Genomic DNA, 14,247 nt, shown 5'->3' with positions numbered 1-14,247 from the left:
ATCAACAAGAACGAATAGAGAATGACTCATGACTAGCGAAAATCAAGAGCTAAAGAAAGCGGGACTCAAGGTAACTTTACCACGAGTGAAAATTTTACAGATCCTTGAGAGTGCAGGCGAGCGTCATATGAGTGCGGACGATGTGTATCGTACCCTGCTTGATCAAGGCGAAGACGTAGGTCTGGCAACGGTTTATCGCGTGTTAACTCAATTTGAAACTGCGGGCTTGGTTCAGCGCCATCACTTTGAAGCTGGCACGGCGGTGTTTGAATTGGCGAAAGGCGATCATCACGATCACATGATTTGTTTAGAAAGTGGTCGAGTAATTGAATTTGTTGATCCTATTATTGAAAAACGTCAGCACGAGATTGCGGAAGAGCATGGCTTTGAGATTGAAGACCACAGCTTGATTTTGTACGTACGTCCAAAATCAAAGTAAGTGCTGGCTTTTAAAAGATTCACTCTTCAAAGCTTTATTCTATAAAAAAGGAGGTTAAGTGGAATGCTTAACCTCCTTTTTGTTTTGCTATGTTGTAATTTTTTCTGAGTTATTGAAGTTGTACGTTACCTAGCATTTCTCTGGCGTGGGCGAGGGTTTGCTCGGTAAGTTCCAAACCGCCAAGCAAACGCGCAATTTCTTGTGTGCGATCCTGATCTTTCAATAAATCTACTTGTGACGAAGTGGCTTCATTAGATACGTTTTTACTTACTCTTAAGTGTTGATTGCCTTGTGCAGCCACTTGAGCTAAATGCGTAACACAGAATACTTGTCCACGCTGGCCTACAGAGCGCAGCATACGACCAACAACCTCGGCGATGCCGCCACTGATACCCACATCTACTTCATCGAATACTAAGGTTGGGATAATAGAAGTATGCGCTGTAACCACTTGAATGCCCAAACTGATGCGAGACAATTCGCCACCTGATGCAACTTTCCGTAAAGGTTGAGCGGGTTGTCCTGGGTTAGAAGCAATCATGTATTCTATGTCTTCAAAACCATTCGCTGTGACTTGGTTTAATGGTTGGCATTGAATAAAGAATCGAGCATGAGGCATGCCTAGACCATGAATTTGCTCTTCTACTTTTTTAGCTAAATTGTCTTTGGCTATGATGCGTTTTTCTGTCAAGGTTGTAGCCAATGCTGTGAGTGTTTCGTAGGCTTGTTCTTCTTTTTCTTTCAACGCTTCTAGGCTTTCTTCGCTGCCTTGCAGTCCTTCTAACTCTTCTTCAACGCTTTCTCTCAGTGGCACTAGAGCTTCTGGTAAGACTCTATGTTTGCGTGCTGTATCATAGATGTCAGACAAACGTTGTTCGATTTCCGCTAATCGTTCTGGGTCTTGCTCTAGGGTATCTTGGTAATGATGTAAGCTGTCCGCGGCTTCTTGTGCTTGAATGAGAGCGTCGTTCATCATTTCCAGCGCACTTTCTAGCTCTTTTGTTGCAGGGCTAATTTGGCTTGCGGTGCTAAGGGCTTGATTCAGTAGCGAGCAAATATTGCCTTCGTCGCTATCAATTAAAATATTGCTGGCTTGATAGGCTTTTAATTGAGAGTCGGCAATATTGGATAAGAAGCTCTGCTCGCTTTCTAGAGATTCAATTTCGCCTTCTTTTAAATCAAGGCGTTGCAGCTCTTGTGCTTGGTAGGACAGAAGTTGAACTTTCGCGTCTTGTTCTGAAGATCGGCTCTGTTTTGCTGACAGTTCTTCTTTTAACTGTCGCCAAGTCGCATATTGTACGCTAACTTTTTTTGCTAAATCGGTGAGTTGTCCATAAGCATCTAGTTGTTGTCTTTGAGCATTTTTCTTAAGTAGCGACTGGTGTTCGTGTTGACCATGAATATCGACTAGATGACTGCCGACTTCTTTTAAGTCACTCAAAGTACACGGGCGGCCATTAATATAGGCTTTTGAGCGCCCCTCTTTACTAATGACACGCCGTAAGATGCAATGCTGATCGTGCTCTAGGTCTCTCTCTTCAAGCCATTCATGTACGTGTGGATAATGCTGTATATCGAAGCTCGCACTGATATCGGCTTTTTTCTCTCCGTGCCTGACGACAGCAGCATCCGTACGATCGCCTAAACAAAGGGATAAAGCATCCACCATGATGGATTTACCTGCACCGGTTTCACCTGAAATAACCGTCATACCTTGTTTAAATTCAAGCTCCAAGGCTTCAACAATCGCGAAATTGGAAATAGCAATGCTAGTCAGCATAGAGGGCTCCAAAAGAGAAAAAATACATATGGTTATTTATACAGTACTTGGCTGTTTTTTGACAAGTGTTAGAGAGAGTTATTTCTTTTTTTTATCCTTTGTAAAGGGCTTAATAATTTTGGCTGATGTTTAAATAAACAGGGTAGTGTTGTGTGTCTAGTTAACATATTGAGAGCATAAGGCTATTACAACTCCTTAACTTATGTGGCCGCGATTCCTGAGTGGGATTGGGTTGTTGGATTGAATGTTGATATGACAGTGTTACAAGCTGTAATAGAGAAAAACCAACAAGAGCTGAATGATAGATTGCAGTCGAGCATTTTGAATATATTGTCGTTAATGTTTGGCTTGGGGTTACTTGGAGTTCTGTTGGCGCATTATACGATTAAGCGGATTCGGCGAGGTATCGAGTTTTTCTCAGATCATATACAAAAAAGCTCCGCACGAATGAATCTAATTAATCATGACGATGTGACTTATCAAGAGTTTGACGACCTTGCTAAAGTCTTTAATGAAAAGACGGAAAAGATTAATACATTGCTGCATCAAGATGACTTAACGGGCTTGTTTAACCGACGTTTTGTTGACGCTCAGCTGCAAGCCTTATTGAGCTCTCCTGTATCCGATCAACAATCGTTGGCATTAATTCTCTTTGATATTGATCACTTCAAAAGAATTAATGATGAGTACGGTCACTTGGTTGGAGATGATGCTCTATGTGAAATAGCAAAATGTATCCAATCACAAACCCGTAAACAGGACTTTGTTGGGCGCTTTGGCGGAGAAGAAATACTTGTTGCTTTACTAGACACCTCTAATGATGAGGCGTTCGCCTTGGTCGAGCGTATTCGACAATAAAGTCGAGAGCTTAACTATAGAAGGTATTGATCGAGTGATTACTGTTAGTGGAGGAACCAGCTGCCGATCTGGGGGAACTCCAGATAAAATGCTCACTGAAGCAGATAATAAGTTGTATCAAGCAAAGGAAAGTGGTCGCAACAGAATAGTATCGTGACAATTTATTATTATCGAACCTTAGGTTTTTTTGTTCTGTTAAATATTAAGGGCTGCTGTTTCAGCTTTTTTTATGCTTGTTTTTATTCAGTTTTTTTTACCTGTAGTTTTCCTTTTTTACGCTTTATAAATGAAGTTGAAAAATCCCATAAAATTAATATGGTTTTAGTGTTGAAAGGCAAAAAGCTGTCCCCATATAACCAGCACAGAGAATCAATTATTTCTGTTATTTGGAGTGCACCATGAGTGAACAGCAAAAAAATCCTAACCTAGAAGCGGAGCAAGATTTGAAAAGCGAAACACAGAACGACACAGTGGAAGAGATTTTAGAGCCTGAGGTTGAGGTTTTAGAAGAAGTCGCTGAAAACGATGAATTAGCAAAAGCATTAGAAGAAGTTGCGCAATATAAAGAAGCGGCACTTCGTGCTCAAGCAGACTCGCAAAATGTGCGTCGTCGAGCAGAGCAAGACGTTGAAAAAGCACATAAATTCGGCGTTGAAAAATTTGCTAAGTCCATTATTAATGTTGCAGATAACCTAGAGCGTGCTCTAGCGTCAGAAACAGCGACAGGTGAAGCAGACCCTCTTCGTGAAGGTGTTGAATTAACCCTGAAAGATTTGATTGAAACGTTGGCACGCTTTGAAGTGAAAGTCGTTGACCCACATGGCGAACCTTTCAGTCCAGAACTGCATCAAGCTATGACAATGGTACCTAATCCAGAGTTAGAGCCGAATACAGTTATGGATGTTGTACAGAAAGGCTATACGCTTCATGGACGTCTTTTACGCCCAGCAATGGTTGTTGTTTCAAGCGCAGCATAAATTAGAGTGTCATTTTTTTGACGCTCAGTGCTTGAAATACTCAGAAGCGCACCCAAATACAGAATTATTAACGTAATAAACAAAATATTGGAGATACAAACCATGGGTAAAATCATTGGTATTGACTTAGGTACAACGAACTCTTGTCTAGCAGTATTAGACGGCGAAAAAGCACGCGTAATTGAAAATGCAGAAGGCGATCGCACAACGCCTTCGATTGTTGCCTTTGCTGAAGACGGCGAAGTATTGGTTGGTCAATCTGCAAAACGTCAAGCAGTAACAAACCCAACAAACACTTTGTTTGCTGTTAAGCGTTTGATTGGTCGTAAGTTTAAAGACGACGTTGTACAGAAAGACATCTCTATGGTGCCGTACAAAATCGTTTCAGCTGATAATGGCGATGCTTGGGTAGAAATCAAAGGCGATAAGAAAGCGCCACCACAAGTATCTGCTGAAGTTCTTAAGAAAATGAAGAAAACAGCTGAAGATTATCTAGGTGAGAGCGTAAGTGAAGCGGTTATCACGGTTCCTGCTTACTTCAATGACTCCCAACGTCAAGCAACAAAAGATGCGGGTAAAATCGCTGGTCTAGAAGTAAAGCGTATCATCAACGAGCCTACAGCAGCGGCATTGGCTTACGGCTTAGACAAAAGTACTGGCGATTCTACAATCGCTGTATATGACCTTGGTGGTGGTACATTCGATATCTCTATCATCGAAATCGCAGATGTAGATGGTGAGAAACAGTTCGAAGTATTGTCTACAAATGGTGATACTTTCCTAGGTGGTGAAGATTTCGACATGCGCGTTATCGAGTTCTTAGCAGACGAATTTAAGAAACAGTCTGGTATCGATTTGCATAATGATCCGTTGGCTCTACAGCGTTTGAAAGAAGCGGGTGAAAAAGCGAAAGTTGAGTTGTCTTCTGCGTCACAAACAGAAGTGAACTTACCTTACATCACAGCGGACGCGACTGGCCCTAAACACTTGAACGTGAAATTGACTCGTTCTAAGTTGGAGTCTTTGGTTGAAGATCTAGTATTGAACTCACTTGAGCCTTGCCGTAAAGCGCTTAAAGATGCTGAGCTTTCTGCGTCTGAGATCGATGAAGTTATCTTGGTTGGTGGTCAAACACGTATGCCATTGGTTCAAACGAAAGTAACTGAGTTCTTCGGTAAAGAGCCACGTAAAGACGTAAACCCTGATGAAGCGGTTGCTATTGGTGCTTCTATTCAAGGTGCGGTATTAGCTGGTGACGTAAAAGACGTTCTTCTTCTTGACGTAACGCCGTTGTCTCTAGGTATCGAAACAATGGGTGGTGTAATGACTGCCTTGATCGAGAAAAACACAACGATTCCGACTAAGAAATCTCAAACGTTCTCGACAGCAGAAGATAACCAGAATGCGGTAACGATTCACGCGGTACAGGGTGAACGTAAGCAAGCGGCTCAAAACAAATCTCTAGGTCGTTTTGACTTGGCTGATATTCCACCGGCTCCACGTGGTGTACCTCAAATCGAAGTAAGCTTCGATATCGATGCCAACGGTATCTTGAGTGTTTCAGCGAAAGACAAAGCAACAGGTAAAGAGCAGTCTATCGTAATCAAAGCGTCTTCTGGTTTGAGTGATGAAGAAGTTGAACAAATGGTTCAAGATGCTGAAGCGAATGCAGAAGAAGATCGTAAGTTCGAAGAGCTTGTACAAGTTCGTAACACGGCTGACGGCATGATTCACGCAACGCGTAAAACGTTGACTGATGCTGGCGATAAAGCAACAGAAGAAGAGAAAACAGCGATTGAAACAGCGATCACTGAACTTGAAGAAGCGCTAACGTCGAATGACAAAGAGCAGATCGAAGAGAAAACCAATGCGTTGACTCAAGCGTCTGGTTCTTTGGCTCAGAAAATGTACGCTGAAGCAGAAGCTGGCGAGCAAGCAGCAGGCGCCGCTGAAGAAGCGGGTGCTCAATCAAATGATGATGCTGTTGATGCTGAATTCGAAGAAGTGAAAGACGACAAAAAATAAGCGTTAAACCTTATTTCGTAGCCCCTTTATTGGGGCTGTTTACAGGAAGCACGGTTTAACACCGTGCTTTGCTGTTTACAACACTTCTAAGTAAGCAGGTTGAATTAGATTTTATAAGTGTGGATTTTATAAAATCAGACTTTTCAATTCAAACTTTTCAATTCAGGCTTTTTAATTCAGGAATTCCTGCAATGAGTAAAAGAGACTATTACGACGTTCTTGGTGTTGCCAAAGACGCGGATAAGAAAGACATCAAAAAGGCTTATCGCTCTTTAGCGAATAAGTATCATCCAGATAAAAACCCTGATAATCCAGAAGCCCTTGAAAAATTCAAAGAGTTAGCTGAAGCCTATGAAATTTTATCTTCAGAGGAAAAGCGCTCTGCCTATGATCGATTTGGTCATGAAGGTGTAAATGGTCAAGGTGGTGGTGGTTACGGCGGCGGTGCTGGTGGCTTTAGTGACATTTTTGGCGATGTATTCGGCGATATCTTTGGCGGCGGTGGTGGTGGCGGTCAAAGCCGAACACGTCGTGGCTCCGATTTGCGTTACACATTGGAATTGGATCTTGAGCAAGCGGTTTGGGGTTGTGACGAAAAAATTCGCATCCCAACATTGGTGAGCTGTAAGCCTTGTGATGGCTCAGGTGCGAAGAAAGGTTCTAAGCCGAAAACCTGTACTACATGTGGTGGCGCTGGCCAAGTCCGCATGTCTCAAGGTTTCTTCTCTGTTCAACAAGCGTGTCCTGACTGTCATGGTCAAGGTCAGGTTATTTCTGACCCATGCCCTGAATGTCATGGACAAGGTCGCACGCAAGAATACAAAACACTCAACGTTAAAATTCCGGCGGGCGTTGATACAGGTGATCGAATTCGTTTATCAGGCGAAGGCGAAGCGGGTTCTCAAGGTGGACCTTCAGGGGACTTGTTTGTTCAAGTGTCTGTGAAACCACACAGCATTTTTGAGCGTGATGGCGCGAATTTATATTGCGAAGTTCCTATTAGCTTTTCAACTGCGGCATTAGGTGGCGATATCGATGTGCCTACGCTGGATGGCCGAGTGCGCTTGAAAGTAACGCCAGAGTGTCAAACTGATAAGCTGTTCCGTTTGCGTGGTAAAGGTGTCAAACCTGTACGCGGCGGCCCAGTAGGTGATTTGATTTGTAAGGTGGTGATTGAAACTCCTGTGAATCTTACTGCTCGCCAAAAAGAATTGTTTACAGAGCTGGCAGAAAGCATGGGTGAAGGTACGAATCACTCACCTAAGCAAACGAGCTGGTTTGATGGCGTGAAACGCTTCTTCGATGATATTAAGAAGTAAGTGATTTTTTAAGATCATATTGGAAATAAAGTAAAAAAGGCGCTTATTTAGCGCCTTTTTCTTTTAGTAGGTAATCAATGTGGTTACGCAGCAAGTTCGCGGCATTGGTAAAGCTTTTGTTATTCGGAATAATAAAGTCCGCTTTATTGCGAATATCAATGGTTTTCAGGGCTGCTTGACGAACGTGGCGCATGTAGCGGCTTGTTACTTCGTTTACATCACGGCCGCGCTCTGCAATATCGCGCTTTAGGCGTCGTACAATGGCGATGTCCATGTCAGTATCAACAAACAAAAGATAATCGACCGCATCACGAATACCTGGGTCTTGGAACATCATGTGACCTTCAACCAGTACTACGTGTGTTGGGTCTAGGTTGCGGTAACCAGTACGCTTGTGTTGTGAATGATCATACACAGGAATTTCATTTGGCTGCTGGCGGTTCTTGCAGTTATGAATGGCCAGAGTAAGGCTTTCAAGATCCAATGAACTCAAATCGTCAAAATTATAGACGTCAGGGTCAATGCTACCGCAACCATTGTAGAAACTGTCTTGGCATAGAACAGTGATTTTGTCGCCTTGACCTTCTGCTAATAAAGAACAGAGCCGACTTTTCCCACTTCCTGATACGCCAGTGATACCAATAACAAGTGCCATTTGTTACCTCAAATAAATAAAGCCCAAAAATAAGTCGAGCTTAGACAATAAAATTTTCAGCACCTTGAGTAGAAGGTGTTTATAGTGTTGTATTATATATCAGATTTGGTGTTTTTTGCCTGTTTAAACTGGATGATGTTTTAGAGAGAAACTATTAATGCTAGAAAGAAAAGCGTCAATTGTGTTTATCTGCCTGCTTTTTTTGAGTGGATTGGGAAGTTTGTCTGTTTATGCCGCAACTCAGAGCGTTGTAGGCGCTTCAAGTTATGCAGAGTTGTTTGGCTTACGATTCAACGATTTAAGTCTAAGTAGGTTGAATAGCAAGCTGCGAAGCATGGGAATAACAAGTTATCCTTCCTATAAAGAAGGTCAAACCAGCTACAGTTTGGGAACAGAAGGAATCTTAGGTGTAACCAATGCTACTGTGTTCACAAATTCATCTGGTTATATCCAACAGGCTTTATTGTCCGGTGTAGTTGAGAGCAATGAAAATCGCCGTTCTCTTGGTAAATTGTTAGAGCAGAAATACGGAGCACCAGCAGCGGGTTATTTATCTAATGGTATTGGCAAGGCGAGATGGCTTTTCCGAGAGGGCACTACGATTGAGTTGCGTAATACCACTTTTGATGTGTCGCTTGCTTATGTAGATGAACGACCTAGAGTGCAATCTAGGTCGGGAAAGATTGACGTAGAAGCTTTGTCTCGAAAAAACCAATAGCATTGCTGACAGTTGTATATATTAACTCTTAATTAGAAAGTTGTTTGATTCATTAACCATGCTTATTCTCGATTTAAATCTTCGCCTAGCTCACTTTGTTCAATCTCATTTACATGATATTTCTTTGGCGCTAGTGGCGACTTGTTTGGTCATTTATGGCGACAAAATAAATGGTTTTCTGAAGAAGCTGGTTTCTTCTTGGATTTTCATTGCGCGAGTGTCAGCCTTTATCTTGATGTGTACTTTTGGGTACGGCTTACTGACACTCTGGAGTCAGCCATTGGTTTACTGGGGGATTACACAAGTAGATTTAATATATCGCCCCGTTCTTGTGTTCGCTTGCTTTTGTTTATTGGGGATTTTAGCTGAACGAAAGCGCCATTTATAAAATAATTTATGAAAGTTTCTACCAGTTTTTGTTGCCAAATTACCACATAACCTTGTTGTTTAAAGGCGAATTAGGTTTTGCTTTGAGATTATGTGGTAAAGTTTCTAACCTCTACTATTTATTTCGTTATTTCTCTAAAAAAACGCCCTAAATTACCGATTTTAAAGGTTTTTTGTTGCCTTCTTACAATTTGTTTTTGTCTTAATCTGCCGTTAAGCTGCGATCAAATTTTGGTTTGACAGTGTGTTTTCGAGGGGCAGAACATGACAAATACTTGGTTACAAACACTTGCTCAGGCGGAATCAATGATTCCTCTTTTGGGCAAGCTTGGGCGTGAAAGATCAGTGAAAATTGAATTGGCTGGTAATCCATTAATGGCCGATTCTGTGACAGGCTTGATGGCGGCTTTTGATCAGCATCCTGAATCAGATCTCACTCAAGTGTATCAAGTGTTAGAGCAAGTATTAGCAAGCGATGTCTCTCATACCGTTGTTGAATTAGAGTCTTTGCTGGCTGAAGCAGATATTGCATCTGTGTTGGCCGCTAAGCCTAAAAGCGGTGCGGAAACGCCTGTAGTGTTATACGGCTTTGGTCGAATTGGCCGGTTAGTAGCTCGTCGAATGTGCACTTTGGGACACACTACACCAGGGATGAATTTGGCAGCTATTGTGGTTCGTAAAGCTTGCAATAATGATTTATCCAAGCGCGCTAGCCTGCTCAAATATGACTCTGTGCATGGCGTCTACGAAGGCTTAGTGAAAGTAGATGAGGTTAATCAAGCTCTGATCATTAACGGCTTGCCAGTAAAGATTATTTACGCATCTGATCCTGCTGAAGTGGATTATCACGCTCATGGTATTGATGACGCTCTGTTAGTGGATAACACTGGTCGCTGGCGTGATCGTGATGGGTTGAATGTACACTTGAATCGACCTGGTATTAGCCGTGTTGTATTAACGGCACCCGGCAAAGAAATGAAGAATATAGTGTTTGGTGTGAATGATAGCGATGTTACCGAAGATGACCGTATCATTTCAGCTGCCTCTTGTACGACCAACGCCATTACTCCAATTCTATCTGTATTAGAGAACGAATACGGCATTGAGTCTGGCCACGTGGAAACCGTTCATGCTTACACCAATGACCAGAATTTGATTGATAACATTCATAAGAGTGATCGTCGTGGTCGTGCCGCTAGTATGAATATGGTGATGACAGAAACTGGCGCCGCGAAAGCAGTTTCAAAAGCCATTCCGACATTGGAAGGAAAGTTAAGTGGTAGTGCGATTCGAGTGCCCGTGATTAATGTTTCAATTGCGGTGTTGAGTTTGAATTTAAAATCCACCTCGTCAGCAGAAGAAATAAATCAGCTGTTAAAGCGTGCTTCTAACAGCGCTGAGCTGACAGGCCAAATTGGCTACAGCGATGGTGCTGATGCTGTAAGTTCTGATTTTATTGGCTCTCAGCAAGCGGGTATATTGGATTCTCTATCAACCAAAGTGCGTGATAATCAAGCGATTCTGTATGTTTGGTACGACAATGAATACGGCTACAGCTGCCAAGTGGTTCGTTTAATGGAAAAGTTAACTAAACTTAACGCTTTCAATGAAAAGAAAAGTGTGACGTTACAAACAGATCAAGCGGCTTAGGTTTATCACAGACGCCACTTTGTAAAAAGGCGACCTTATAAGTCGCCTTTTCTATGCTTTGAATCTTCACTGTTTTCTAACAGATACTAGTTATCGAGCAAGAGTTTCACAGAAATAGCCAAACACATAATGATAACCATAGGTCGAATCAGAGTTGCTCCTTTGGTTATAACGAGGCGTGACCCAATCTGAGCCCCAAACCATTGGCCAAATCCCATGGTAATGCCTAACGCCCACACAATGTGCCCACTGAAAGCAAACATAGCTAGGGAAGCCAAGTTGCTTGTGGCATTTAGTACTTTGGTGTGAGCTGTTGCGGAAACAACAGTTAACCCCATAAAACAAAGATACGCAGTGGAAAAAAATGCCCCAGTTCCTGGCCCTATTAGTCCATCATAAAAACCAATTCCTGTACCAATGATCAATGAAAATTGTAGGTTGGTTAGGGAAAAACGGCTGGCAATATAAGGCTGAACTTTAGGTAGAAAGAAAAAGAAAATAGCCACAGCAATAAGAATGATAGGAACGGTTTTTAATAACAAACTACTGTCTAAATAAGACACTAGCAAAGTACCAGAAATCGCTCCTATTGCCGTCATGGCAATAGCGAACCACATATCAGAGAGCTTCACCTGGCCTTTCTTAATAAAATGGTACGATGCTGAAACTGTTCCTGCGCAACCTTGTAATTTGTTGGTAGCTAAAGCCTCAGCAGGAGACAAGCCAGCGGCTAATAAAACAGGAACAGTAATGAGTCCACCTCCGCCTGCAATGGCGTCGATTGCGCCGGCAAAAAAAGCGACAACAAAGAGTAAAAGATAGACCCAAATCGATATATCGAAAAACACTAAATCCATAAAGGCCATGAAATCTATTCCTTGTTTGTAAAATTGGGGGAGAGGATTCAGTAGAGCAAAAAAAATCTACCTAAGCAATGACTTAGGTAGATTGGATAGTGAACATTTATAAAGGTGATATTTGAGGCTTTTTAAATTTTGCTTTGTAGGTAACTTTCAAGCTCGGCGACTTGCTTATCTGTAAATTCCAAACCTAGTTTACTGCGACGCCATAGAATATCTTCTGCAGAATAAGCCCATTCATACTTGATCAAATAATCTACTTCGACTTGGTATAAAGAATGACCGAACTCTTTTCCTAAATCGATTTCTGAGTCCGCTTTATTTAATAGCAGGTGCGTTAAGGTCCCGTAACTGTGAGCAAAACGACGGGCAAGAGTGGCGCCAATAAATGGGTAATCTTGCTGTAGCTTGATTGCAAAGGCATCTAAAGACATATTTAAATCGCCACCAGGCAATGGTTTGCTATGAGTCCAAGCGTCGCCAAGGTTAACAAAGTAAGGTTCTAGTTTACGCATAGCAGATAGAGCAAGTTTTCTGTAGGTCGTAATTTTGCCACCAAAAATACTTAATAATGGTGCTTGGGTTTCTTGGTCATCAAGGTGCAAGGTGTAATCTCGGGTCACTGCGGATGGGTCTGAAGATTCATCTTCCAATAACGGACGCACACCAGAATAACTCCACACAACGTCTTTTGGTGTCAGGCTCTTTTTGAAGTGATCGTTGGCTACATTCAAAATGTAGTTGGTTTCATCATCGTTGATGGCGACCTCATTTGGATTGCCCGTGTATTCAACATCGGTTGTGCCTAACAAGGTGTAATTCTCACGATATGGAATAGCAAAAACGATACGCTTGTCGGTGTTTTGCATAATAAAAGCATTTGAATGTTCGTAGAGTTTAGGAACCACTATGTGGCTACCTTTGATCATGCGGATGCCGTAGGGTGCTTTTTGTTCTAACTTGGTTTCGATAAAAGATGACACCCAAGGGCCGGCAGCATTGACGAGCGCTTTCGCTGTCACGCTATGAACTTCTTTTGTGATTTGATCTTCTAGATTAATAAGCCATTCGCCGTTAACTCGCTTGGCACTGGTGCAGCGGGTGCGAGCAAAAATTTGAGCGCCGTTTTCTTGAGCGCTCAAAGCATTGGTAACGACCAAGCGAGCGTCATCTACCCAACAATCTGAATACTCAAAGCCTTTTGTGATGTCTGTTTTAAGTGGGCTGTCATTGCCATATTTCACGCCTTTTGAACCTAACAGAGTTTCACGTTTGCCTAAGTTGTCATAAAGGAATAACCCGATTCTGATAAGCCAAGCTGGTCGTAAATGTGGCCGATGCGGCATTTGAAAGCGCATTGGAGTGACGAGATGAGGTGCGACTTTCAAAAGTACTTCTCGTTCGTTTAAGGCCTCTTTTACTAAGCGAAACTCATAATGCTCTAAATAGCGTAAACCACCATGAATGAGTTTACTGCTTGAGGATGAGGTTGCATTGGCTAAATCTCCCATTTCACAAAGACCAACATTGAGGCCTCGTCCAGCAGCGTCTGCCGCAATGCCTGTGCCGTTGATTCCACCGCCAACGATAAATACATCAAAATGAGATTGATTCATGCTAAGCCTTATGATTACGGAAAATGACATGTTCGGAATCGAACATTTGTTTTCGATATTAAACCTCATAAAGCAGGAAGACAACCTGATATTGTGAACTTTTGATGAATTATTAGACGAATAAAGGGGTCAGACGTGTGACGTTTGAAGCTATTTGGGTGTACAAAGTTCTAATCGCACATCATGCTCTTTCATTAAATTGATAATGGCTTTTGGTGGTTGTTCATCCGTAAAGATACTATTAACCTGAGTAATGTTGCCCAGACGAACCATGGCATTCCGGCCAAATTTTCCACTGTCTGCAGCAAGGAAAACGGTTCGTGAGTTGGAAATGATGCTTTGTGCGACTCGTACCTCTTGGTAGTCATAATCCAGCAATGAACCATCGTTTGGATCAATGCCACTGATGCCGATAATGCCGAAATCAACGCGGAATTGATTAATGAAATCAATGGTTGCTTCTCCCATAACACCGCCATCTCTGGAGCGTACAGTACCGCCAGCAATAATAACGGTGAAATCTTCTTTTCCACTCAAGATAGTAGCAACATTCAGGTTGTTGGTGATTATTTGTAGACCTTGATGGTTCAATAATGCGCGAGCAACGGTTTCAGTTGTTGTTCCGATATTGATGAATAAAGAGGCGTTATTAGGGATTTCTGCTGCAATGCGTTTTGCTATTTGTTCTTTTGCTGGCAGCTGTAATATTTGTCTTGTGGCATAAGCAACATTGGTTGTGCTGGAGTCATAGCTGGCACCGCCATGATGTCGACGTATTTTATCCGCTTTTGCCAATTCATTAATATCACGTCGTATGGTTTGTGGTGTGACAGCAAATTGGCTAGCCAGTTCGTCGATTGTCACATAGCCTTGATCTTTTACAATGCTGACAATCTTGTCTTGGCGGGAAAGTTGACTCATGTTGTTTTCTTCTCCTTACAAAGGTTACTGCTTGCTTAATAG

General features: G+C 42.2%; 13 protein-coding genes. 8 read left to right on the top strand and 5 right to left on the bottom strand.

What is annotated here, in order from left to right; all coding sequences use genetic code 11:
• Positions 1-28 precede the first annotated feature (28 nt).
• On the top strand, positions 29-439 hold the full coding sequence (gene fur / locus ABFY09_RS11240; RefSeq protein WP_347984415.1) for a ferric iron uptake transcriptional regulator: 411 nt from the start codon (positions 29-31) through the stop codon (positions 437-439).
• Positions 440-548: 109 nt separating this feature from the next.
• Here fur and recN read toward each other — a convergent pair whose 3' ends face one another.
• Positions 549-2,219 (bottom strand): DNA repair protein RecN, encoded by a 1,671-nt coding sequence (recN, locus tag ABFY09_RS11235; RefSeq protein ID WP_347984414.1) that lies wholly within the window; start codon positions 2,217-2,219, stop codon positions 549-551.
• Positions 2,220-2,471: 252 nt separating this feature from the next.
• Between recN and ABFY09_RS11230 the strand changes: the two genes are divergently transcribed.
• The 4 genes from ABFY09_RS11230 (at position 2,472) to dnaJ (ending at position 7,398) form a co-directional block, all read left to right on the top strand.
• On the top strand, positions 2,472-3,077 hold the full coding sequence (locus tag ABFY09_RS11230) for a GGDEF domain-containing protein (RefSeq protein ID WP_347984413.1): 606 nt from the start codon (positions 2,472-2,474) through the stop codon (positions 3,075-3,077).
• Positions 3,078-3,475: 398 nt separating this feature from the next.
• Positions 3,476-4,054 (top strand): nucleotide exchange factor GrpE, encoded by a 579-nt coding sequence (grpE, locus tag ABFY09_RS11225; RefSeq protein ID WP_347984412.1) that lies wholly within the window; start codon positions 3,476-3,478, stop codon positions 4,052-4,054.
• 102 nt (positions 4,055-4,156) lie between these two features.
• A complete protein-coding gene (gene dnaK, locus ABFY09_RS11220) occupies positions 4,157-6,079 on the top strand; it encodes a molecular chaperone DnaK (RefSeq protein ID WP_347984411.1) in 1,923 nt (640 codons plus the stop codon).
• 191 nt (positions 6,080-6,270) lie between these two features.
• Positions 6,271-7,398 (top strand): molecular chaperone DnaJ, encoded by a 1,128-nt coding sequence (dnaJ, locus tag ABFY09_RS11215; protein ID WP_347984410.1) that lies wholly within the window; start codon positions 6,271-6,273, stop codon positions 7,396-7,398.
• Between the two features lie 43 nt (positions 7,399-7,441).
• On the opposite strand, the gene ABFY09_RS11210 is transcribed toward dnaJ, so the two are convergent.
• Positions 7,442-8,053 carry an AAA family ATPase gene (locus ABFY09_RS11210; protein ID WP_317002744.1) on the bottom strand — a complete coding sequence of 204 codons (612 nt, stop codon included), beginning with the start codon at positions 8,051-8,053 and terminating at the stop codon, positions 7,442-7,444.
• A gap of 157 nt (positions 8,054-8,210) precedes the next feature.
• On the opposite strand from ABFY09_RS11210, the gene ABFY09_RS11205 reads away from it, so the two are divergent.
• The 3 genes from ABFY09_RS11205 to ABFY09_RS11195 all read left to right on the top strand — a co-directional run bounded on the left by ABFY09_RS11205 (position 8,211) and on the right by ABFY09_RS11195 (position 10,808).
• Positions 8,211-8,771: a uridine kinase gene (locus tag ABFY09_RS11205; RefSeq protein WP_347984409.1), complete on the top strand. Its 561-nt coding sequence runs from the start codon at positions 8,211-8,213 to the stop codon at positions 8,769-8,771.
• A 58-nt stretch (positions 8,772-8,829) separates the two neighbouring features.
• On the top strand, positions 8,830-9,159 hold the full coding sequence (locus tag ABFY09_RS11200; protein WP_347984408.1) for a DUF3392 domain-containing protein: 330 nt from the start codon (positions 8,830-8,832) through the stop codon (positions 9,157-9,159).
• 263 nt (positions 9,160-9,422) lie between these two features.
• On the top strand, positions 9,423-10,808 hold the full coding sequence (locus ABFY09_RS11195) for a glyceraldehyde-3-phosphate dehydrogenase (protein WP_347984407.1): 1,386 nt from the start codon (positions 9,423-9,425) through the stop codon (positions 10,806-10,808).
• A gap of 86 nt (positions 10,809-10,894) precedes the next feature.
• Here ABFY09_RS11195 and ABFY09_RS11190 read toward each other — a convergent pair whose 3' ends face one another.
• From ABFY09_RS11190 to ABFY09_RS11180, 3 genes are all read right to left on the bottom strand, one after another.
• A complete protein-coding gene (locus ABFY09_RS11190) occupies positions 10,895-11,674 on the bottom strand; it encodes a TSUP family transporter (RefSeq protein ID WP_347984406.1) in 780 nt (259 codons plus the stop codon).
• Positions 11,675-11,796: 122 nt separating this feature from the next.
• Positions 11,797-13,284, bottom strand: a complete 1,488-nt coding sequence (gene glpD / locus ABFY09_RS11185; protein ID WP_347984405.1) for a glycerol-3-phosphate dehydrogenase — start codon at positions 13,282-13,284, stop codon at positions 11,797-11,799.
• Between the two features lie 150 nt (positions 13,285-13,434).
• On the bottom strand, positions 13,435-14,205 hold the full coding sequence (locus ABFY09_RS11180) for a DeoR/GlpR family transcriptional regulator (RefSeq protein ID WP_347984404.1): 771 nt from the start codon (positions 14,203-14,205) through the stop codon (positions 13,435-13,437).
• Positions 14,206-14,247: the final 42 nt, after the last annotated feature.

It is taken from the genome of Marinomonas sp. 5E14-1 (genome assembly GCF_039939215.1).
In the GTDB taxonomy this organism is placed as follows: Bacteria; Pseudomonadota; Gammaproteobacteria; order Pseudomonadales; family Marinomonadaceae; genus Marinomonas.
This window is presented reverse-complemented; position numbering and strand designations above follow the sequence as displayed.

Excerpts from the sequence above, each read along its gene's own strand:
- ABFY09_RS11190 (WP_347984406.1), bottom strand. The coding sequence starts at position 11,674 with ATGGCCTTTATGGATTTAGTGTTTTTCGATATATCGATTTGGGTCTAT.
- ABFY09_RS11210 (WP_317002744.1), bottom strand. The coding sequence starts at position 8,053 with ATGGCACTTGTTATTGGTATCACTGGCGTATCAGGAAGTGGGAAAAGT.
- dnaK (WP_347984411.1), top strand. The coding sequence starts at position 4,157 with ATGGGTAAAATCATTGGTATTGACTTAGGTACAACGAACTCTTGTCTA.
- ABFY09_RS11230 (WP_347984413.1), top strand. The coding sequence starts at position 2,472 with ATGACAGTGTTACAAGCTGTAATAGAGAAAAACCAACAAGAGCTGAAT.
- dnaJ (WP_347984410.1), top strand. The coding sequence starts at position 6,271 with ATGAGTAAAAGAGACTATTACGACGTTCTTGGTGTTGCCAAAGACGCG.
- grpE (WP_347984412.1), top strand. The coding sequence starts at position 3,476 with ATGAGTGAACAGCAAAAAAATCCTAACCTAGAAGCGGAGCAAGATTTG.
- glpD (WP_347984405.1), bottom strand. The coding sequence starts at position 13,284 with ATGAATCAATCTCATTTTGATGTATTTATCGTTGGCGGTGGAATCAAC.
- ABFY09_RS11195 (WP_347984407.1), top strand. The coding sequence starts at position 9,423 with ATGACAAATACTTGGTTACAAACACTTGCTCAGGCGGAATCAATGATT.
- ABFY09_RS11200 (WP_347984408.1), top strand. The coding sequence starts at position 8,830 with ATGCTTATTCTCGATTTAAATCTTCGCCTAGCTCACTTTGTTCAATCT.
- ABFY09_RS11205 (WP_347984409.1), top strand. The coding sequence starts at position 8,211 with ATGCTAGAAAGAAAAGCGTCAATTGTGTTTATCTGCCTGCTTTTTTTG.
- fur (WP_347984415.1), top strand. The coding sequence starts at position 29 with ATGACTAGCGAAAATCAAGAGCTAAAGAAAGCGGGACTCAAGGTAACT.
- recN (WP_347984414.1), bottom strand. The coding sequence starts at position 2,219 with ATGCTGACTAGCATTGCTATTTCCAATTTCGCGATTGTTGAAGCCTTG.
- ABFY09_RS11180 (WP_347984404.1), bottom strand. The coding sequence starts at position 14,205 with ATGAGTCAACTTTCCCGCCAAGACAAGATTGTCAGCATTGTAAAAGAT.